Source organism: Verrucosispora sp. WMMD573, from assembly GCF_027497175.1.
Lineage (GTDB): Bacteria > Actinomycetota > Actinomycetes > Mycobacteriales > Micromonosporaceae > Micromonospora.
The window spans coordinates 2,015,549-2,035,016 of record NZ_CP114901.1 but is presented as its reverse complement, the minus strand read 5'-3'; the positions used below and the strand labels follow the sequence as shown (position 1 = coordinate 2,035,016).

Here is a 19,468-nt window from a genome sequence, read left to right as displayed (position 1 = left end):
GGCAGCACCGTGCGCGGCATCCGTGTGATCGGCGTGGAGACCACCCAGGTCAAGCAGGCTGTACCACCGCACTCCGCGCGTGCCGCAGGACACCGACCTGGCCCTCGCCCGGGTCTTCGCCGGCACTGCGGCACTTGCCATCGAGCGGCACCACATCGAGCAGGCAAAACATCCTCAACGTGCGGATCGTCTTCATCGCCAGCGAGGAACTCGGCGGCCTGGCCGCTTACCTCAACCGCTGACCGTCCGCCAGAAGGCCGCGCGGGGCTTTCGACTCGAACTACCCTCAGTCACCATTTCGACACATCTCTACCCGGTCGGGTGCCGGCTCACCAACACTCCTTTCATGGAGAGCAGTGGGCGTGAGCACAGCGACGAGCGTTTTCAAAAGGTGGCCGAGGAGACCTCCGAGACGGTGACCCACGCGGCCAGCGTGCTGGAGGAGGAACTCGCGGCGGGCATTGCCAGCGCGCGGCGGCTGGAGGAGAAGCTGAGCGCCGACCGCCGGGTGGACCCGGAGGCGTTCGACGAGTTGGTGACGCGGGTCCGCACCGACGGGCACGCACTTATCGACACCGTGGTCGCGCAGTTGAAGACCTCCGACGACCGGCGTGGTGAGGTCATCCGGCGGTACACGTCGGACGCTCACGACGTCCTCGACGGCGTGCTCAACCTCGCGCGGCTCGTGCCGGACATGACGAACGGACTGGTCGACCGGCTCACGCCGGAGGCCAGGCAGAAGCCCACGCCCTCGGACAGGTAGCCGGATCACCGGCGTGACCGGCGGCCATGTCACCCAGATGCTGGAGCGCTATCGCGTCCTCGCGGTCGACGCGCTCCTCGCTGGTGTGCCATCGGGCGGACCGAACTACCTCTACGACCTGGTGAGTGAGTATCCCCGGCGTTGGGGCAAGGGGCTGCGGGCCGCGCTCTGCCTCGCGGCCTGCCGGGCCTTCGGTGGCACGCCGTCGGTGGGACTCAACGCCGCGGTGACTGTGGAGCTGTTCCACAACGCGTTTCTGATCCATGACGACATCCAGGACGAGAGCGAGCAGCGGCGCGGCGCACAGACCCTGCACGGCGAGTACGGAGTCGGTGTCGCCCTCAACGTGGGGAACATGACGAACCTGCTCGCGTTGCAGCGGCTCGCCGCCAACCGCCGGGACCTCGGCTCGGGGATCGCGTGGCGGCTGTTCGAAGAGACCCAACTCATGCTGCGTCACTCGTTGGAGGGGCAGGCGATCGAGGTCGGCTGGATCCGCGACAACGTGTGCGACCTCGACGCGGACGACTACTACCGGATGTGCCTGAAGAAGACCTCCTGGTACACCTGCATCTACCCGTGCCGTACCGGCATCCTGGTCGCCACGGGCCAGCATGACGCGGTCGACGTCCTCGACCGCTACGGCTGGTATCTGGGTGCCGCGTTCCAGATCCAGGACGACGCGCTCAACCTCGTGGGGGACTTCGCCCGCTACGGCAAGGAGATCGCGGGCGACCTCTGGGAGGGCAAGCGGACGCTTATCCTCATCGACTTCATGCGGCGGTGTACCGGTGACGAGCGCGAGCGGCTCGTCGCGTTCCTGCGCCTCACCCGAGCGGAGCGCACGGCGGCTGAGGTGCGTTGGCTGCACGGGCGGCTGCTCGCCTACGACTGCGTCGAGTCCGCCCGCCGCAGCGCCCGTGACCTGGCCGCCGCCGCATCTCGGGAGGGAGAGCGGGCGTTGGGGCCGGCGGCCGACTCCGAGGACGGGCGATTCCTGCTCGGCCTACCCGAGTACGTCGTGGAACGCAGCCGGTAGCGCCCGGGCACCGCTTGCCCGCCAAGGCGGAGTTACCCGCAGACCGCCGGGGTCAGCCGCCGAGGGTGGCCAGTTCCGAGACGACGACGTTCGTCAGGGCCCGTCCGTCCCGGCGAACCTGGCGGAGGTACCACTTCTGGATCGGCGCGTGGGTGGACTTCGCGAACTGCCAGGGCCCCCGAGGGCTGTTGAGCTGCCCGAGGCCGGCGATCGCGGCGTTGATCTGCTCTGGGGTGGGGTTCGTGCCCGCTGCGGCGATCGCCCGGTCCAGTACGGCTGCCGCGTCGTACGACGCCATCACGATCGAGGTGGGTACCCGGCCCGGGTAGGCCGCGTTCCAGGCGGCGACGAATTCCCGGTTGGCCGCGTTGTCGAGGTCGGGTGAGTAGTTCAGCCCGTTGTAGATGCCCTCGGCCGCGTCGCCCTGCTCGACCAGACTCGCCGGCTCGGTCACGAAGCCCGCCGCGTAGAGCGGAAGGTCGGCGACGGGGGATGCGGCGTACTGCTTGACGAAGGTGATGGCGTTCTGCGCGTCGAAGAAGCAGTAGACCGCGTCGGCGCCGGACTCGGCGATCTCGTCCAGGTACGGCCCGAAGTCCTCGGTGACCGGGAACGGGCTGAAGACGGCCTTGCCGCCGGGGTTGGCCAGCCGGCCACCCAGGTCGGTGAACGTCTCGACGAAGCCGCGCAACTCGTCGCGACCGCTCTGGAAGTCCGGCCCGATGGCGTAGACCCGACCCTGCCCCACCTCCTGCTTGACGAACGGCGCCATGGCCACGCCGGGCTCCACGGAGATCAGGTTGGTGTGCCAGATGTACGTCACGTCGGTCAGCGCCGGCCGCCCCAGGGCACCGACCAGCGGAACCTTGTGCTTGTCGATGAGCGGCAGGATGGCGGCCACGCTGCCGCCGTTGATGATGCCCGTGATCGCCGAGACGCGATCCTGCTCCAGCAGCTTCGTGGCGGATTCGACTGTCACGTCGCGCTCGTATCCCTCGTCGGCGACGATCAGCTCGGCCGGGTGGCCGCCCAACTGCCGGCCGCGCATGTCCAGGTAGAGCTGGAAGCCGTCGCGCAGCTCGGAGCCGGGTGCCTCAAGCGACCCGGCCAGGGCGGTGATCATCCCGATCCGGATGGTCTGCCGTTGCGGTTCCGACCCGCCGTCACAGGCGGCGGTGGCGGCGACCAGCACGCCGGTCAGCAGGGCCGCGACGAGTCGACGGGCGGGGTGGCTGGCGCTCACAGCATCCCCAGCAATTGGGACCGCACCGCCGGGGTCAGCACCTCACCCATCCGGTTCGCCAGGTCGGTCATCTCGTACGAGACCTGGCCCACGTCGCAGACCGGGGACGCCAGCACGAGCAGCGAGGCCCCGTCGCTGAACGACATGCAGAACATGAAGCCGCCGTCCATCTGGGTCACGTTCGAGATCACCGAGCCCGCCTCAAAGAACCGGGCAGCTCCGACGAGCAGGGCGATCAGGCCGCTGCCGGTGGCGGCGAGCTGATCCGCCCGGTCGCGGGGCAGGCCGTGATTGTGTGCCAGGACCAGTCCGTCGGTGGAGATGGCGAGGGCATGACTGACCTCAGGAGTACGGTTCACGAAGTTCTGCAACAGCCAGCTCAGGTCGTTCGGGCTTGTCACGACGTCACTCCAGATCGGGGAGGGGTGGACGGTCAGCGTCAGAAGGAGTTGGGGGCCCGGCGTCCGGCGACGCCCTTGGCGTAGGCCGACATGGCCGCCGCAACGGTTGCCGGATCCAGCTTCCGCTGCGGGTCCGCGCTCGGTTGCGGCGTCTCGGGAACCAGATGCGGCTGCGGCACCCGGCGTGGCAACCCGACCTGGGTGGACGGCGCTGGAGTGGCGCTCGCCCACTTCTCACCGGCATCGACCGGCCAGGTGACGGCCACCGAGTCACCGTCGAGGGCGGTCTTGAACCAGCCGTTCACCGTCGGACCGGCCGGCAGCCGCACCGCGGCGGGTTGCGGCTGGAACAGCGGTGCGGGTACGGGCGGCGCGGCGACGGAGTTGGGCGGCGCCGGGGTACTCGCGCGAACCGCGCCGACACCGACCGGGACTCGTCCAGCGTCCGGCACAGGGTTGCCGGAGCCGGCCACGGGGAGGCTGGCGCGGGTCCCGGAGGGCATGGCCGGGCGTCCCCCGGCGGCGGAGGGGCGACCCCGGCCCAGTTCGGACTCCACCGGCTGCGGCTGCTGCACCGGCCGGCGTACGACGATCGACGCCGGCAGCGTGATCTCGGCCACCGTGCCGCCCGTAGGCCCGGGGTGCAGCTCGACCCGGACGGCGAGCCGGGCGGCGAGCCGGGCAACCACGGTCAGACCCATGGCCCGCACGCCCGACACGTCGATCGACGACGGGTTGGCGAGCGCCATGTTCAGCTGCTCGCACCGCTGGGCGGAGAGCCCGACGCCCTGGTCCACCACCTGCACGATGGCCCGGTCGGAGAGAGCGTGCCCGGTGACCAGCACCTCGGCCTCCGGCCGGGAGTACCCGGTCGCGTTGTCCAGCAGTTCGGCGACCAGATGCACGATCTCGTCGACCGCCGTGCCGGCGATCGCGAGTTCCTTGTCGACGGTGCCGATCCGGACCCGGGTGTAGTGCTCGATCTGGGACAACGCGGCCTGGATCACGTGATCCAGCGGAACCGGCTCCTGGCGTACCCGGGAGATGCCGGAACCACCGAGCACCAGCAGGCTCTGGTTGATCCGGGCCATCCGGGTCGCGAGATGGTCCAGTTGGTACAGCTGCTGGAGACGTTCGGGGTCGGCCTCGTCGCGCTCCACCTCGTCGACCTGAGCGAGTATCGCGTCCACCAGCCGCTGCTCACGTCGCGAGAGATGGACGAAGATCTCCGCGATGTTGGCCCGCATCACCGCCTGTTCGCCTGCGATCCGGACCGCTTCCCGGTGCAGTGCCCGGGTCGCGGTGGCCACCTCGGCGATCTCGTCGGAACCGGTGATCTGGAATTCCGAAACGGAACGGTCCGCCACCTCGTTGGGTTGCACGCTGCCGGGTGGGGCGGCGCTGAGCTCCCGGACGACGGCCGGTAGCCGGTCGTACGCCACCTTGGTCACCGTGTTGCGCAGCGACCGCAGCCGCCGGGTGATCCGCCGCGCCACCACACCGGTCAGTACGGCGGTGAGCGCCAGGACCAGGAAGATGCCGACGCCCTGTAGCAGCGCGTTGCGCAGCAGTTGCCCGCGTTCGGTTGACACCCGGTCGGCGACGGCGGCATCCAGGTCGCTCTGGATCCGGAACATCTGGCTGACCCAACCGTCGGTGGCCTCGACCCAGGCGTCCGGGTCGACGGCGAGCCGTCCACCGGGAAGTGTCCGGCCCACCTGGTCCTGAAGCCGTTGGGCGGCGACGACCTGGGGATCGGTACCGATCTGCTCCCAGCTGGCTGCCCAGCCCGGTTCGGCGAGGGCCAGGAAGGCGTTGGCGGCCTCGGCGTATCGGGCCTGGGCACCGACGATCTCCTGCTGTCCGGCCGGGGTCAGTTCGCCCCCGGCGAGGCTGCGCAGCACGATGACCTGAAGCTGACCGATCGCCTCGCCCGCCTCGGAGACCGCCACCGCGGCCCGGACGTCGTCGGCGATGTTCGTCGAGGTGTCGGTGGCCACGGACGCACGGAAGGTGAGCAGGTCCGCGACGAGGATGCGGTAGCTGAAGGCGATCGCGGACAGGGTGGCGCGAGGGCTCGATCGGACCTGCTCGCGTACCGAGCCGAGCGCCGTCAGACCGGCGTCGATCCGTTGCAGGGCGGAGCTCCCGGTCGACACGTCGTCCCTGCGCCGCTGGAACTCGACGATCTCGGCGTCGGTCCGGGCGACCTGATCGTCGAAGGTGGCGCTGGCGGCCTGGCTCTGGGTGGTCACCTCGACCGCGGCGATCACCCGTTCGGCCTGTAGCGCACGGGCGAGCGCGCCGGCCTGGGTGGAGAGTGTGACGACGTCGTGCACGGTGCCCGCGTTGAGCACCTGCCGAACCGTACCCTCAAGGGCCAGGCCGGCGAAGGCTACGACTGCGATCAGTGGTACGGCGACCAGCAGCCGTAGCAGACGGACGATGCTGCCCCGCGTCAGCCATCCCCGGCGCGCTTCGGCATGGGTACGCACTGCGGCTGCCGCTGTAGCACGTGTCACCGGCGAACTCCGCCCCTAGCCTCATCGACGTTGATCTCAGCAGAAACCGACGTGCCCGTCGCTTACATGGTGGAGGGTGGGCGTGCCTGCCCACGTCAGAGCGCCATTCCTACCACGATGTATCGGTTCACCTCTAGATCCCTACTCGCCCGCCGGCGGGTTGACTGACGTCTCGGACATGGGCCGGAAGCACGAAAGCGAAACTTGTCCGACCGATCATTGGAGATGAATGGCGGAACGGGCGAGGTCCAATCTGGCCCGATTTTGTTAAGAGCGTAGCGATACCCCCATGGGGTATATGTTGGTGTCGGGAGGCGATGACATGTCCCACGGCGACACCCAGCACCACCCGAAGCAGCACGGGCACGGCGGGCACGACAAGCACGCCGGGCATGATCCTGCGGCGTTTCGTCGCAAGTTCTGGCTGAGCCTGGCACTGACCGTACCGATCGTGGCCACCAGTCACATGGTGATGGACTGGCTCGGCTACGAACTGGACTTTCCCGGGATCGGCCTGGTGGGGCCGGTGCTCGGCACGGTGGTCTTCGGCTACGGCGGCTGGCCGTTTCTTCAGGGCGCGGTGCGCGAGATCCGGGACCGGGCGCCGGGCATGATGCTGCTGATCGCGATGGCGATCACGGTTGCCTACGTGGCATCGCTGGCCACCTCGTTCGGCGCCTTCGACCTGGACTTCTGGTGGGAACTCGCGGCACTGGTGACAATCATGCTGCTCGGGCACTGGCAGGAGATGAAGGCGATCGGCCAGGCCCGGGGCGCTCTGTCGGCGCTTGCCGCATTGCTGCCGGACGATGCCGAGCGACTCGACTCGAACGGAGCACCGCACCGGGTGACGGTGGCCGACCTGGGCGTCGGCGATGTGGTCCTGGTCCGTCCGGGTGCCCGGGTTCCGGCGGACGGCACCGTGGTGGCCGGTAGCGCCGAGATGGACGAGTCAATGATCACGGGCGAGTCGCGTCCGGTGTCGCGCACCACCGGCGACCGGGTGGTGGCCGGCACGGTGGCCACCGACGCGGCGCTGCGGATCAGGATCGAGGCGGTCGGGGACGACACCGCGCTGGCCGGCATCCAGCGGCTGGTGAGCGAGGCCCAGCAGTCCAGCGGCCGGGCGCAGGTGCTGGCCGACCGGTTCGCCGCCTGGCTGTTCTACATCGCCACCGCGACCGCCGTGTTGACCCTCGTGGTCTGGTCTGTGCTGGGCACTGTGGACGAGGCCGTGGTGCGGACGGTGACGGTGCTGGTCATCGCCTGCCCGCACGCGCTCGGACTGGCCATCCCGCTGGTCATCGCACTGTCCACCGCGGTGGCCGCCAAGGGCGGCATCCTGGTCAAGGACCGACTGGCCCTGGAGCGGATGCGCACCGTCGACACGGTGCTGTTCGACAAGACCGGCACGCTGACCCGGGGCGAGCACGTCCTCACCGATGTCGCCGCCGGCCCCGGCGCGATTGAGCGGGATGTACTCGCCATCGCGGCGGCGGTGGAGGCCGACAGCGAGCACCCCCTCGCCCGGGCGATCGTGACCGCCGCCGCCGACCGGAGCGACCAGCGGACGGCGTCCGGATTCCACTCGATGACCGGTCGCGGGGTACGCGCCGAGGTGGACGGGGTGACCTATGCCGTCGGCGGTCCGGCGTTGTTGCGGGAACTCGACGTCACCGTGCCGGACGACCTCGACGAGCACCGGCAGGACTGGTCGCGGCGCGGCGCGGCGGTGCTCTACCTGCTGCGGCTCGGCCAGGACGGCACCGTCGTCCTCGGTGCCCTCGCGTTGGCCGACCAGGTTCGGCCGGAGGCCCGGCAGGCCGTCGCCGACCTGCGGAGCCAGGGCATCCGCAAGATCATGATGATCACCGGGGATGCGCGTCCGGTCGCCGAGGCGGTCGCCGCCGACCTCGGATTCCGCGCCGGTGAGGACGAGGTCTTCGCCGAGGTGCTGCCAGCGGAGAAGGACGACACCGTGACCGGGTTGCAGCGCCGTGGACTGCGGGTGGCCATGGTGGGCGACGGGGTCAACGACGCGCCCGCCCTGGCCCGCGCGAACGTCGGCATCGCGATCGGTGCCGGCACCGACGTGGCCATCGAGTCGGCAGGGGTGGTGCTCGCCTCCTCCGATCCGCGCGGCGTGAGCGGCGTGATCCGGTTGTCCCGGGCCGCGTACCGGAAAATGCTCCAGAACCTGGCCTGGGCCGCCGGCTACAACGTGGTCGCGCTGCCACTCGCCGCCGGGGTCCTGGCCTGGGCCGGCGTGGCGCTGAGCCCGGCGGTCGCCGCCGTGCTGATGTCGGCCTCCACCATCGTGGTCGCGCTCAACGCTCAACTGCTGCGCCGCGTCGAGCTGCGCCCACCGGATTGACCAGCAGGGTGATTTCGTGCCGAACCCGGCGCGGGTGACCGGCGCAACTCTCGGCCGCGGAACTTCCGGACAGCACCGGACGACAAACCTTGTGACGTCGATCTTCGAGGGGAAATTCATGCCCAGCACCCTGCCTCGCCGGCTCCTGCGCCCGGCGGTCCTGCTCACCGGGGCCACGCTCATCGTCTCGCTGGCCGCCTGCGGGTCGTCCGGGACAGAGTCGTCGACCACCCCCACGCCGTCCGCCACGGCCTCCGCCGAAGCCACCGTCGAGGCCGGTGTGCTGGGCGTACGCGATCCTTGGGTGAAGGCCGCCGACGAGGGGATGACGGCAGCCTTCGCCACGCTTGTCAACGACAGCGACACCGACGTCACGGTCACCGGTGCCGCCACCGACCTGTCGCCGATGGAGCTGCACGAGATGGCCATGGCGGACGGCAAGATGGTGATGCGGGCCAAGCAGGACGGCGTGGTGATCAAGGCGAAGAGCGAGTACAAGCTGGAACCGGGCGGCGACCACCTGATGCTGATGGACCTCGCCAAGCCGGTGCGGGCCGGTGACGAGCTGTCCTTCACCCTCACCTTCGCTGACGGGCGCAGCCAGACGTTCCGCGCGGTGGCCAAGCCGTTCACCGGGGCGCAGGAGAGCTACGCGCCCGGGCACGGGGAACCGATGCCGGACATGCCGACGAGCCACAGCCCGGCACCGTGAGGCCCACCAGCCGTCCGGTGAGCCGGCGTGGCCTGCTCACCGGCGGCGCCCTGGCCGCCGGTGGCACGCTGGCCGGCGCCGCCGCGGTGGCCAGCACCCGCACCGAGCCAGCGGAACGCCCGCCGGAGCGGACACCGGTGGCGGGCGTCGGCGAGGCGGTCGAAGCGTTCCACGGCAGACGGCAGGCCGGAGTCGTCGACGAACCGCAGGCGCACGCCGCGTTCGTCGCCTTCACCCTGCGCCCCGGCACCGACCGCGCCGACCTCGGGCGGCTGCTGCGGCTGCTCTCCGACGACGCCGCCCGCCTCACCCAGGGCCGGCCCGCGCTCGCCGACACCGAACCCGAGCTGGGGCTGCTGCCGGCCCGGCTGACCGTCACCTTCGGTTTCGGCCCTGGGTTGTACGCCGCCGCCGGTCTCGACGACCGCCGCCCGCCGTCCGTGGGAGACCTGCCCGCGTTCCGCATCGACCGGCTGCAACCCCGCTGGTCCGGTGGGGATCTGCTGGTGCAGATCTGCGCCGACGACCCGCTCACCGTGGCACACGCGCAGCGGGTCCTGGTCAAGGACAGTCGACCCTTCGCCACCGTACGCTGGGTGCAGCAGGGTTTCCGTCGGGCGGCCGGCGCGGAGCCGGGCCGGACCCAACGCAACCTCTTCGGCCAACTCGACGGCACCGCCAACCCGAAGCCCGGCGCACCGGTGGAGACCGCGGTCTGGGTCACCGACGGGCCGGACTGGCTGCGCGACAGCAGCACCCTGGTGGTGCGGCGGATCAGCATGAACCTGGAGACCTGGGACCTGCTCGGTCGCACCGACCGGGAACTGGCCGTCGGGCGGCGGCTGGACACCGGGGCTCCGCTGACCGGCACACGCGAACACGACGAGCCCGACTTCGCCGCCCTCGGCCCCGACGGGCTGACGGTCATCCCGGACTTCTCCCACCTCACCCGGGCGCACGTCACCGACGACCGGTTCCGGATCCTGCGCCGTCCCTACAACTACGATGGCGTACCCGCAGCCGACGGCACCGCGGACAGTGGGCTGATCTTCGCGGCGTACCAGGCCGACATCGCCACCCAGTTCCTGCCCATCCAGCGGCGGCTCGCCGAGCGGGATCTGCTCAACGAGTGGACCACCCCGATCGGCTCCGCCGTCTTCGCCGTACCGCCCGGCTGCCCGGAGGGTGGTTGGGTCGGTCAGCAACTGCTCGATTGACGAGGAGAATGACCGTCATGTCTCGCCACCTGCACCGGCCGCTCGCCGCCGCCCTCGCCGCAACGCTGGCCGCCACCGCCCTGCTGATCGGGCCGGTTGCCCCGGCGTACGCCCACAACGTGCTTAGCAAGGCCACTCCTGCGCAGGACGCCAAGCTGAAGAAGGCACCGACCCGGATCACCCTGGAGTTCCTCCAGAAGCTGAACCCGTCGTTCACCACCATCACCCTCAGCGACGCAGACAAGCAGCAGGTGACCACCGGCGAGCCGGAGGTCAGCGGCACCAAGGGCACCGTCGCCATCGAATCGCCGCTGGCCAACGGCGTCTACACCGTCGCGTACCGGGTGGTCTCCAAAGACGGACACCCGGTGCAGGGGTCGTACAAGTTCACCGTCGCCGACCCGACGGCCACCGCCGCACCAAGCCCCAGCCCCAGCCCCAGCCCCTCGGTAAGCGCGCCGGCACCGACCACGTCGGCCCCGAGCGCCGAACCGACCGCCGCAGCCGCCAGCCCGGCCGCGAGCAGTTCCTCCGGCGGTCCGGGCACGATGGCGCTGCTGGCCGGCGGCGGGGTTCTGCTGGCTCTGGTGGCCGCCGCGGCGGTGCTGCTGCGGCGCCGCCGCTAGCGCCGCAGCAGCACCGGCCCGGCGTCGATCCGGGTCCGGAACAGCGCGTACGGCTTGCGGCGCAGATCCCTGCCCTGCTGGAAGCTGGGCTGCCGGTGCAACTGGTTCGCGGTGACGTAGAGGTGCCCGTCCACCGCCACCGACAGGGTGTCCGGCCAGAGCAGCCGAGGGTCGTGGACGACCGTCTCGTACTCGCCGTCGGGACGTCGCCGCAGCACCGCGTTGTGCTCGTACGCGCTGAGGTAGATGCGCCCGGCGTCGTCGGTTTCCAGGCCGTCGGAGCCGGTGCCCTTGTCGCCCTCGTGGATCACCGTCGCGGCGACCTCGTCCGCGCCGGCCGAGACGTCGGCGAGCGCGTCGGTGGCGACGCTGTACCACTGGCGCGAGACCAACGGACAGTAGTGGAGCCGGGAACCGTCGACGGAGATGGCTATCCCGTCCGCGCCGATGGTCAACGGACCCGGCGGCCCGGCGGCCGGTCTTTGCAGGAGGGGTCTCCCCTCCACCACCGGCCGGAAACGGGACAGTGGCTCCGCCTTGGTCGAGGGATGGTCGTGCAGTCGTCGCCAGGAGGCACCACTGGCCAGGTCGACCACGATGATCCCGTTCGGCCCGGCGACCGCGGAGTCGGTGATGTACGCCAGGCCCGCCTCGCCGCGCCGCAGGTCGAAGCGCACGTCGTTGAGGTACGTGGTGGGCAGCGCCACGTCCGGCGGGAAGGTGATCACCTGGGTGACCGTGTCGCTGCCCAGGTCGATCCGGACCAGTTTGGGGCCGCCCGGTCGCGTCGGTTGGAATTTCGGGCTGCCGGTGTCGAGCACCCAGAGCCGGTCGACGGGGTCGACCACCACGCTCTGCACCGAGACGAAGGCACCCGGGTCGTCGTCGTCACGCGGCTGGTTCCACCGCTCGTCCGGGTACGGCACCTCGACACCCTCACGCAGCTCGACCACGGTGGCGGGCACCTCGTCGCCCCACCGGGGAAAGTTGACGAAGATCCGGCCGGTGTGCGAGACGCTTACCCCGGTGGGCATCGGCCCGGTGAAGGCGTGGACCAGTTCCAGCTCGCCGACGGGCTGGTCGGACACGGGCTCACTCATCCGCTGCTCCTGCCGTCGGGCCACATTTTCGTCCGACCCGTGCCCGGGTCCTCCTGCCGGACGCGGCCGGTGCAACCCCCGTTCCCGTCCTCGGTTGAGGCAAACGCGGCCATGCGGCTGCGCCGCCCGACGCGCCGCGCCGGTGTCAGCCAGCGGCCGGGTGCGGATGTTGCCGGGGCGCGGGTGAGCGGTCGGTGTCCGCGTACCCGGCGGCCTGGAGGGTGAACAGCTCGGCGTACCGGCCACCGGCGGCGACGAGTTCGTCGTGGGTGCCCTGCTCGATCAGACGACCGTGATGCAGCACGAAGATCCGGTCGGCGTGTCGGACGTTGGCCAGCCGGTGTGTGATCAGGATGGTGGTGGCCCGACCGCGCCGGTCGCGGATGGCCTGGAACAACGCGTCCTCGGCCCGCGGATCGAGCGCCGAGGACGGCTCGTCCATCACCAGCAGCTCCGCGTCGCGGAGGAAACCACGAGCGGCGGTGATCCGCTGCCACTGGCCGCCGGAGAGGTCCTGCCCCTTGGCGAACGTGCGGTCGAGCAGCGTCTCGTACCCGTGCGGCAGCTCGCGGATCATCTCGTCGGCGACCGCCCGGGCGGCGGCGGCCTCGATCCGGTCCTGCCGGGCCTCGGTGTCGATGTCCCCGATGGCGATGTTCGTGGCGGCGGTGAACGGCCACTTGTGGTACTCCTGAGTGACCACGGCGATGCGACCACGCAACTCGTCGCGGTCCAGCTCGGGCAGGGGCCGCCCGTTCCAGCGGATCACCCCGTCGCTGGGGGTACGCAGGGCCGCGATCATCGCGGCCAGGCTGCTCTTGCCGGATCCGTTCTCCCCGACGAAGGCCACCGTCTGCCCCGCCTCGACGGCCAACGTCACGCGATCGACCGCCGCGACGTCGCGATCCGGGTAACGCAGGCTCACCGCCTCCACGGTCAGCACCCGCAGCCGCTCGGGTGCCGCCACCGCCGCCTGCTCCGGCAGGTAGGTGGCAGCGCGGGTCATGAACCCGGTGTAGTCGCGGAAGTGCTGGCCCTCGGTGTAGACGCGGTCCATCTGGAAGGTCACCACGGCCAGCGAACGTTGTGCCGCCTGCACCGCGATCACACAGGTGGCCGCCGCCGCGAGCGGAATCTGGCCGTCGACGAGCAGCAGCCCGAGCAGCACGTAGACCACGGCGGTGGCGACGCCCCCGATCATCGAGCCCACCGTGACCGTCGTGGTCACCCGACGCGCCAGGGCCAGCTCGATGTCGGTCTCCACCGCCATCACCCGGTCGTACTGGTTCAGCAGGAACCGCCGCAGACCGTACGAGCGCAGTTCCGGTGCCGAGGCCCGTTCAGCCATCAGCCGGTGCAGCAACCACATCCGGCGTCGCCGCACCGAGCCGGCGATGTAGGTCTGGTACCGCAGGTGCCCCGCCCGCAGCGACGCCCACGCGTTCGGCACGGTCGCGACCAGCAGCGCCGGCAGCAGCAGCGGGTGGATCACCGCCACGGCCACGGTCACCGCGACCACCCCCACCAGCCCGGCGAGCAGGTTCATCGAGGCGGGCACCAGGTCGACAGCGGAATCGGTGCCCCGCGAGGCGCGCTCCATGTCGTCGGCGAAGGCGTCGGCGTCGAATGCCTCCAGCCGCACGGCCGTGGTCACCTCGAACAGCCCGCGCTCCACCTCGCGGCTGACCCGGGGCGTCAGCCCGTTCAGGGCGTAACCGGTGGCGATCGCCATGCCGGAGCGCGTCGCCGTCGCGGCGGCCAGCACCGCGAGCGCCGGCAGCGCGGCCACCACCTTCTCCCCGGTCGGCCCACCGGCGAACAACTCCACCAGCACCCGCTGCGTTGCGAGCAGCCCGAACGCCGACATCACGCCGGCACCGACCGTCGCCACGGCGACCACCGAGGTGCGCAGCCGGTCGGCCCGCCAGCTGATCCGCAGGGCTGCCCAGATCAGCCGGGGCAGTTCGGCGAAGACGGCGAGCAGACCGGCCTCGGTCCGCGCCCGCATCCCCGTCTCCCACCACATGGCCCGCATCTCGGGGAGCACCGACTCCCCGGCCGGCGGCTCGGCCTGCTCCGCTCGGTCAGGACGCCGGGTCGACGTGGCGGCCATGGCACACCTCCTGGTCCGTGGAACGTGGCCGCCAGCTCCGGCCGGGCGGCGGCACCGCAGTACGGAGCGGGACGGCCACCAGCAGTAGCCGGGAGCATTCGACCAGCTACCTATAGTCACCGTCGATGGGACAGAGGTCCAGCCCTGTCGGCGCGCCGACCCGCCCGGCCGGTCCGGTCACCGCCCCTCGGCGAACCCGGCAGCGGACCGCCGTCAGGCACCACGCGGGGCGTACATGATGACGGCGACGCCGAGCAGGCAGATCGCGGCACCGGTGAGGTCCCAGCGGTCCGGACGGAAGCCGTCGAAGATCATCCCCCAGGCGAGTGAGCCGGCGACGAAAACCCCGCCGTACGCCGCCAGGATGCGGCCGAAGTTCGGGTCGGGCTGGAAGGTGGCGACGAAGCCGTACGCGCCGAGGGCGAGCACTCCGACGGCGACGAACCACAGCCCCCGGTGCTCCCGCCAACCCTGCCACACCAGCCAGGCCCCGCCGATCTCGGCGATCGCGGCCAGGGCGAACAGCAGGACGGAACGCAGCACGGTCACCTGCCGCACCCTACCGTCGGCGGGTGGGGCGCACCCCGGGTCGACGTCCAGCGAGCGGCGTATCCTCGGTACAGGGCGCCCACCGGAGGTGCCCGTGGCGGCGGGGCCCGCCAGCCCGCCCGTCCGGGATGCCTGCGGCACCTGCCGCCAACCGTCCCTGCCAGGGCAGACGCGTACTGGTAGGTGGTGACCGTGAGGGCGCAGCGACCGCCCGTCGATCCGGATGTCGATCTCAGTGTTCCGGGTCAGCGCGCGGAGCTGCGGGGCGCGACCGCCAGTCTGCTCGCCGCGATCGCCGTCGGCGGGATGGTCGGCGCGCTGGCCCGTTACGGGCTGACCGTGGCCTTCCCGCACCCGCCGCGCGGCTTTCCCTGGGCCACCTTCGCTGTCAACGTCTCCGGCTGCCTGCTCATCGGGGCGCTGATGGTGCTGATCACCGAGGCGTGGACCGCGCACCGGCTGGTCCGGCCCTTCCTCGGCGTCGGCGTGCTGGGGGGCTACACGACCTTCTCGACGTACGCCGTCGAGGTGCAGCAGGCGGTGACGGCCGGTGCGGCGCGGACCGGCCTGCTGTATCTCGCCGGTACCCTCGTCGCCGCCCTCGTGGCGGTCCGGCTGGGCGTGACCCTGACCCGGCTGGCGACCGGCGTGGACCGGAGCCGGAGCGCCGGATGACCGTCATCCTGGTGGCGCTCGGCGCCGCTGTCGGCGCGCCACTGCGCTACCTCGTCGACCGGGCGGTGCAGGCACGTCACGACTCCGTCTTTCCGTGGGGCACCTTCGTGGTCAACGTGGTCGGCTCGCTCCTGCTCGGCGTCCTCATCGGTGGGGCCGCCGTGGGCGCGGTGCCCGGTTCCCTGCTCGCCCTGCTCGGCGTCGGTCTGTGCGGCGCACTGACCACCTACTCGACCTTCGGCTACGAGACGATCCGGCTCTTCGAGCACGGTGCCCGTCTCTCCGCGCTGGTCAACGCCGGGGTAAGCGTTGTCGCCGCGCTGGGTGCCGCGTTCGTCGGCGTCACCCTCGCCGAGTCGATCTGGGCCTGAACCGGCACGGTCTCGCGCTGGCCCGGAGCGTGCCGGGTGAAACCGTTCAGCCGAGATTGTGGCGCAGCCGCTTGTCGACGGCGACCACGACGGCGGAGACCGCACCGATGGCCAGGATCCGCAACCACACGTCGGGTCCGATCGGCGCCGTGTCGAAGATCGCGTTCATCGGTGGCAGGTACGTGATGGCGAGTTGGCACAGGGCCTGCGCGGCGACGCCGAGCAGCAGCAGGCGGTTCGTGAAGAAGCCGATCCGCCATGCCGAGCGGCTCAGCGACCGGCAGCTGAACAGGTAGAAGGTCTCGACCACGACGAAGACGTTCATGGCGGCGGTGCGCGCCTGCGCGACATCGGCGCCGTTGGACTGTTCCCACTGGAACACCCACCACGCGCCGGCCACCAGCAGCGTGGCCACCAGCAAGATCCGTATCACCAGAGGGCCGGTCAGCAGCGGCCGGGCCGGGTCGCGGGGCGGCCGTCGCATGATGCCGCGCTCTTTAGGCTCGAAGGCCAGCATCAGGCCGAGCAGGACCGCGGTGGTCATGTTGATCCAGAGGATCTGGGTGGGCAGCAGCGGCAGCGTGGCACCCAGCACGATGGCGACCAGCACCACCAGCCCTTCACCGAGGTTCGTCGGCAGCGTCCAGACGATGAACTTGGTGATGTTGTCGAAGACCCCGCGGCCCTCCTCCACCGCGGCCTCGATGGTGGCGAAGTCGTCATCGGTGAGGACCATGTCGGCCGCTTCCTTGGCCACCTCGGTCCCGGATCGGGCCATGGCGATGCCGATGTTCGCCTGCCGCAGCGCGGGTGCGTCGTTGACCCCGTCGCCGGTCACGGCGACCACGTGGCCTCGTTGCTGAAGCGTCTCGACCAGGCGGAGCTTCTGTTCCGGGGAGACCCGGGCGAAGACGGCGGCCCGGTCCACCGCCTCGCCGAACCCCTCGGCGGGCAACTCTTCGAGATCGGTGCCGGTGACCACCCGTTCCGGGCGGTCCGAGTCGAGCAGGCCGAGTTGGCCGGCGATGGCGCCGGCGGTCGCCGCATGGTCACCTGTGATCATCTTGACGTCGATGCCCGCCGAGTGGCACGCCCGCACCGCCGGGGCCGCGGCGCTGCGCGGCGGGTCGAGCATCGCCTGTAGCCCGGTCAGGACCAGGGTGCCGGGCAGCGCGACCTCGTCGAAGCCGTCGTCGGGGCCGTCCGGTGGTCGTACGGCGGTGGCCAGCACCCGCAGCCCGCGACCGGCCAGGTCCTCGGCCGCCCGGAGCGCGGCGTCGGCACGGAGCGGGCGGATCTGCCCGTCGGCACCCATCTCGCCCCGGCACATCGACACGATCCGCTCGACACCACCCTTGGCCAGGACCACCGCGCGGCCCGTGGCCCGTTCGTCGTGCAACGTCGCCATGTACTGCCGCTTGGAGTCGAAGGGGATGGTGTCCCGGCGTGGATAGTCGGCGGACAGCCGGCCGTGGTCGATGCCCGCCTTGGCCGCGACCACCTGCATCGCACCCTCGGTCGGATCGCCGGCCAGCAGCCACTCGCCGTCCTGTTCGCGTACCCGCGCGTCGTTGCATCCGGCACCGGCCAGCAGCGCCCAGCGCAGCGCCTCGCCGCCCCGGCCGCCGTCGCGGACCTCCCCGTCCGGCCGGTAGCCAGCGCCGGTCACCTCGAACTCGGCGTCCGGGGTCCACAGCGCCCGGACCGTCATCTGGTTCTCGGTCAGGGTGCCAGTCTTGTCGGAGCAGACGACAGTCGTGCTGCCCAACGTCTCGATCGCCGGTAGACGACGGATCACCGCCCGTCGGCGGGCCATCCGGGTGACCCCGATCGCCAGGGTGATGGTGACCGCCGCCGGCAGCCCTTCGGGGATCGCACCGACGGCGAGCGCCACGGCCGCCGTGAACGTCTCGACCACGTCCTGGCCACGGAGCAGGCCGACCGCGAACGTCACCGCCGCGAGCACCAGGATGATCACGGTCAGCACCTTGCTGAACCGGGCCAGCTTGCGGGTCAGCGGGGTGGCCAGGGCCTCCGCCGCGCCGACCAGTCGGTGAATCTGGCCGAGTTCCGTCTCGGCTCCGGTGGCCACCGCGATGCCGGCGCCGCCGCCGGCCGCGATGAGCGTGCCCGACCAGACCATGTTGCGCCGGTCGGCGACCGGGGTGCCCACCGGCAGTTCCGCCTCCAACTTGTCCACCGGCACGGATTCGCCCGTCAGCGCCGACTCGTCGACCCGCAGCTCGGCCAGCCGGACCAACCGCAGATCCACCGGCACCTTGTCGCCCGCCTCCAGCACTACCAGGTCACCGGGGACCAGGTCGTCGGAGGAGATCGCCCGCAGCTCACCGTCGCGGATCACCCGCGCCTCGGTACGCACCATCGAGCGCAGGCTGTCCAGTGCCGCCTCGGCCCTCGACTCCTGGGCGTACCCGATCGCGGCGTTGATCAGCACCACCGCGAAGATCACCGCGGAGTCGACGTACTCCCCGAGGACCGCGGTGACCACGCCGGCCGCGATCAGCACGTAGATGAGCGGGTTGTGGAACTGCCGCAGGACCCGACGCAGCAGGCCGCCACCACCGGCGGCAGGCAGCACGTTGGGACCGTACCGGGCCAGCCGCCGGGTGGCCTCGGCGTTGCTCAGGCCGCGCTGCGGATCCGTCTCCAGCAGCAGCACCACCTCATGGGTGGACATGCCGTGGTGTTCGTTGGACCGCGACCCCGCTGACTGTTCGAGCGTCACCGTCACCCCGCCGACGATCAGAAGACCGGATCCGCGCCGCCGGCCCGGGTCGCCGCCCGCGTCCCGGTGGCCGGCCGGACGCCGCGCCCACCATCTTCCGGGACAAACTGCGTCCGGCAGGCCGGAACGCCCGATCACGCACCGCCGGCCGGCATCGTTCAGTCGGCGGACCGCTCGGCCGGATCGGAGTCGAGGCGTCGCCGCAGGGCGGCGATCTCGGCGCGTAGGGCCGCCACGTCCTCGCCGGTGACCTCCGCCGGCTTGTCGGCGGAGGCCGAGACGCGGTCGACGATCCAGGTCGCCAGCGAGCCCGTGACGAAACCGATCAGGCCGATCCCACCGATCATCAGACCGAGGGCGACGAATCGCCCGGCGGTGGTCACCGGATAGAAGTCGCCGTAGCCGACGGTGGTGATGGTGACCGTCGACCACCACAGCGCGTCGTCGAAGGCGGTGATGTTGGCGTCCGGCGCTAGTCGTTCGGCGTCGAGCACAGCCAGCGCGGAGACCAGCACCAGCAGCGCCGTGGTGGCGGCGACGTAGACGGCCAGCCGGCCGCGCGCCCAAACCTCGGTGCGACGGTTGATGGTCAGCACCACCATGACCAGGCGTACCGCGCGCAGTGGTCGCAGCATCGGCAGCGTCAGCACCACCAGGTCGAACAGGTGTTCCCGGAGGAACTTCCGCCGATTCGTGGCCAACCGCAGGCGAACGAGGATGTCCACCCAGAACAGCGCCCAGACGATGACCGTCGTGGCGGTGCAGGCGGCCCGCCATGCCGGGCTGAGATCCGGGCGCAGGATCGGCGCCGCGTACACCACCAGGAACACCACGGACAGCACGGTGAGCGGTGCGGCGCTGACCCGCTCCCATGCCTCCAGTCGATCGGTCCGCTGTGCTGTCCCGCCGCTCATGAGCCGGCTCCCGTCTGCTCCGTCGTCGTACGCGTGACCGGGCCATGGTCGCGCAGTCGGGCATCGGTCCCCGCAGGTGGTCCGCAGACCGTCCGGGCAGTGC

Annotated in this window: 16 protein-coding genes; 8 read left to right on the top strand and 8 right to left on the bottom strand. The window is 71.1% G+C overall.

Annotated elements, in window-relative coordinates; translation table 11 throughout:
• The first annotated feature begins 346 nt into the window (after window positions 1-346).
• Both O7601_RS09440 and O7601_RS09435 read left to right on the top strand, forming a co-directional pair.
• Window positions 347-763 (top strand): hypothetical protein, encoded by a 417-nt coding sequence (locus O7601_RS09440; RefSeq protein ID WP_281565808.1) that lies wholly within the window; start codon window positions 347-349, stop codon window positions 761-763.
• A 13-nt stretch (window positions 764-776) separates the two neighbouring features.
• On the top strand, window positions 777-1,802 hold the full coding sequence (locus O7601_RS09435; RefSeq protein ID WP_281565807.1) for a polyprenyl synthetase family protein: 1,026 nt from the start codon (window positions 777-779) through the stop codon (window positions 1,800-1,802).
• 52 nt (window positions 1,803-1,854) lie between these two features.
• Here the strand turns inward: O7601_RS09435 and O7601_RS09430 are convergent, their stop codons facing one another.
• From O7601_RS09430 to O7601_RS09420, 3 genes are read right to left on the bottom strand one after another with little or no spacing between them, the layout of a single operon-like run.
• Window positions 1,855-3,045 (bottom strand): ABC transporter substrate-binding protein, encoded by a 1,191-nt coding sequence (locus O7601_RS09430; protein ID WP_281565806.1) that lies wholly within the window; start codon window positions 3,043-3,045, stop codon window positions 1,855-1,857.
• Window positions 3,042-3,446, bottom strand: coding sequence for a roadblock/LC7 domain-containing protein (locus O7601_RS09425; protein ID WP_281565805.1), 405 nt, complete (start codon window positions 3,444-3,446; stop codon window positions 3,042-3,044). The genes O7601_RS09430 and O7601_RS09425 overlap by 4 nt, the downstream gene beginning before the upstream one ends.
• A 38-nt stretch (window positions 3,447-3,484) precedes the next feature.
• Window positions 3,485-5,968, bottom strand: a complete 2,484-nt coding sequence (locus tag O7601_RS09420; protein WP_281565804.1) for a nitrate- and nitrite sensing domain-containing protein — start codon at window positions 5,966-5,968, stop codon at window positions 3,485-3,487.
• A 322-nt stretch (window positions 5,969-6,290) separates the two neighbouring features.
• Here O7601_RS09420 and O7601_RS09415 point away from each other — a divergent pair, with 322 nt between their 5' ends.
• The 4 genes from O7601_RS09415 to O7601_RS09400 all read left to right on the top strand — a co-directional run bounded on the left by O7601_RS09415 (window position 6,291) and on the right by O7601_RS09400 (window position 10,897).
• Window positions 6,291-8,342, top strand: a complete 2,052-nt coding sequence (locus O7601_RS09415; protein ID WP_281565803.1) for a copper-translocating P-type ATPase — start codon at window positions 6,291-6,293, stop codon at window positions 8,340-8,342.
• Between the two features lie 118 nt (window positions 8,343-8,460).
• Entirely contained in the window at window positions 8,461-9,054 is a 594-nt protein-coding gene (locus O7601_RS09410; protein WP_281565802.1) for a copper chaperone PCu(A)C, read from the top strand.
• A gap of 17 nt (window positions 9,055-9,071) precedes the next feature.
• Entirely contained in the window at window positions 9,072-10,271 is a 1,200-nt protein-coding gene (locus O7601_RS09405; RefSeq protein WP_281565801.1) for a Dyp-type peroxidase, read from the top strand.
• A 17-nt stretch (window positions 10,272-10,288) separates the two neighbouring features.
• Complete coding sequence (locus tag O7601_RS09400; RefSeq protein ID WP_281565800.1) at window positions 10,289-10,897, top strand: copper resistance CopC family protein; 609 nt, start codon at window positions 10,289-10,291, stop codon at window positions 10,895-10,897.
• Here O7601_RS09400 and O7601_RS09395 read toward each other — a convergent pair.
• The 3 genes from O7601_RS09395 to O7601_RS09385 all read right to left on the bottom strand — a co-directional run bounded on the left by O7601_RS09395 (window position 10,894) and on the right by O7601_RS09385 (window position 14,659).
• A complete protein-coding gene (locus O7601_RS09395) occupies window positions 10,894-11,997 on the bottom strand; it encodes an L-dopachrome tautomerase-related protein (protein WP_281565799.1) in 1,104 nt (367 codons plus the stop codon). The two genes, O7601_RS09400 and O7601_RS09395, sit on opposite strands and share 4 nt — an antisense overlap.
• A gap of 145 nt (window positions 11,998-12,142) precedes the next feature.
• The gene (locus tag O7601_RS09390; protein ID WP_281565798.1) at window positions 12,143-14,110 is read right to left on the bottom strand and encodes an ATP-binding cassette domain-containing protein; all 1,968 of its coding nucleotides are present in this window, start codon (window positions 14,108-14,110) and stop codon (window positions 12,143-12,145) included.
• Window positions 14,111-14,323: 213 nt separating this feature from the next.
• Window positions 14,324-14,659: a YnfA family protein gene (locus O7601_RS09385; protein ID WP_281565797.1), complete on the bottom strand. Its 336-nt coding sequence runs from the start codon at window positions 14,657-14,659 to the stop codon at window positions 14,324-14,326.
• 186 nt (window positions 14,660-14,845) lie between these two features.
• Here O7601_RS09385 and crcB point away from each other — a divergent pair, with 186 nt between their 5' ends.
• Together crcB and O7601_RS09375 are read left to right on the top strand one after the other, a co-directional pair.
• Window positions 14,846-15,334, top strand: a complete 489-nt coding sequence (gene crcB / locus O7601_RS09380; RefSeq protein WP_281565796.1) for a fluoride efflux transporter CrcB — start codon at window positions 14,846-14,848, stop codon at window positions 15,332-15,334.
• Window positions 15,331-15,705 carry a CrcB family protein gene (locus tag O7601_RS09375; protein WP_281565795.1) on the top strand — a complete coding sequence of 125 codons (375 nt, stop codon included), beginning with the start codon at window positions 15,331-15,333 and terminating at the stop codon, window positions 15,703-15,705. The genes crcB and O7601_RS09375 overlap by 4 nt, the downstream gene beginning before the upstream one ends.
• A gap of 46 nt (window positions 15,706-15,751) precedes the next feature.
• Here the strand turns inward: O7601_RS09375 and O7601_RS09370 are convergent, their stop codons facing one another.
• Window positions 15,752-18,403: an HAD-IC family P-type ATPase gene (locus O7601_RS09370; protein WP_281565794.1), complete on the bottom strand. Its 2,652-nt coding sequence runs from the start codon at window positions 18,401-18,403 to the stop codon at window positions 15,752-15,754.
• Window positions 18,404-18,609: 206 nt separating this feature from the next.
• Entirely contained in the window at window positions 18,610-19,365 is a 756-nt protein-coding gene (locus tag O7601_RS09365; protein ID WP_281565793.1) for a potassium channel family protein, read from the bottom strand.
• Window positions 19,366-19,468 lie beyond the last annotated feature (103 nt).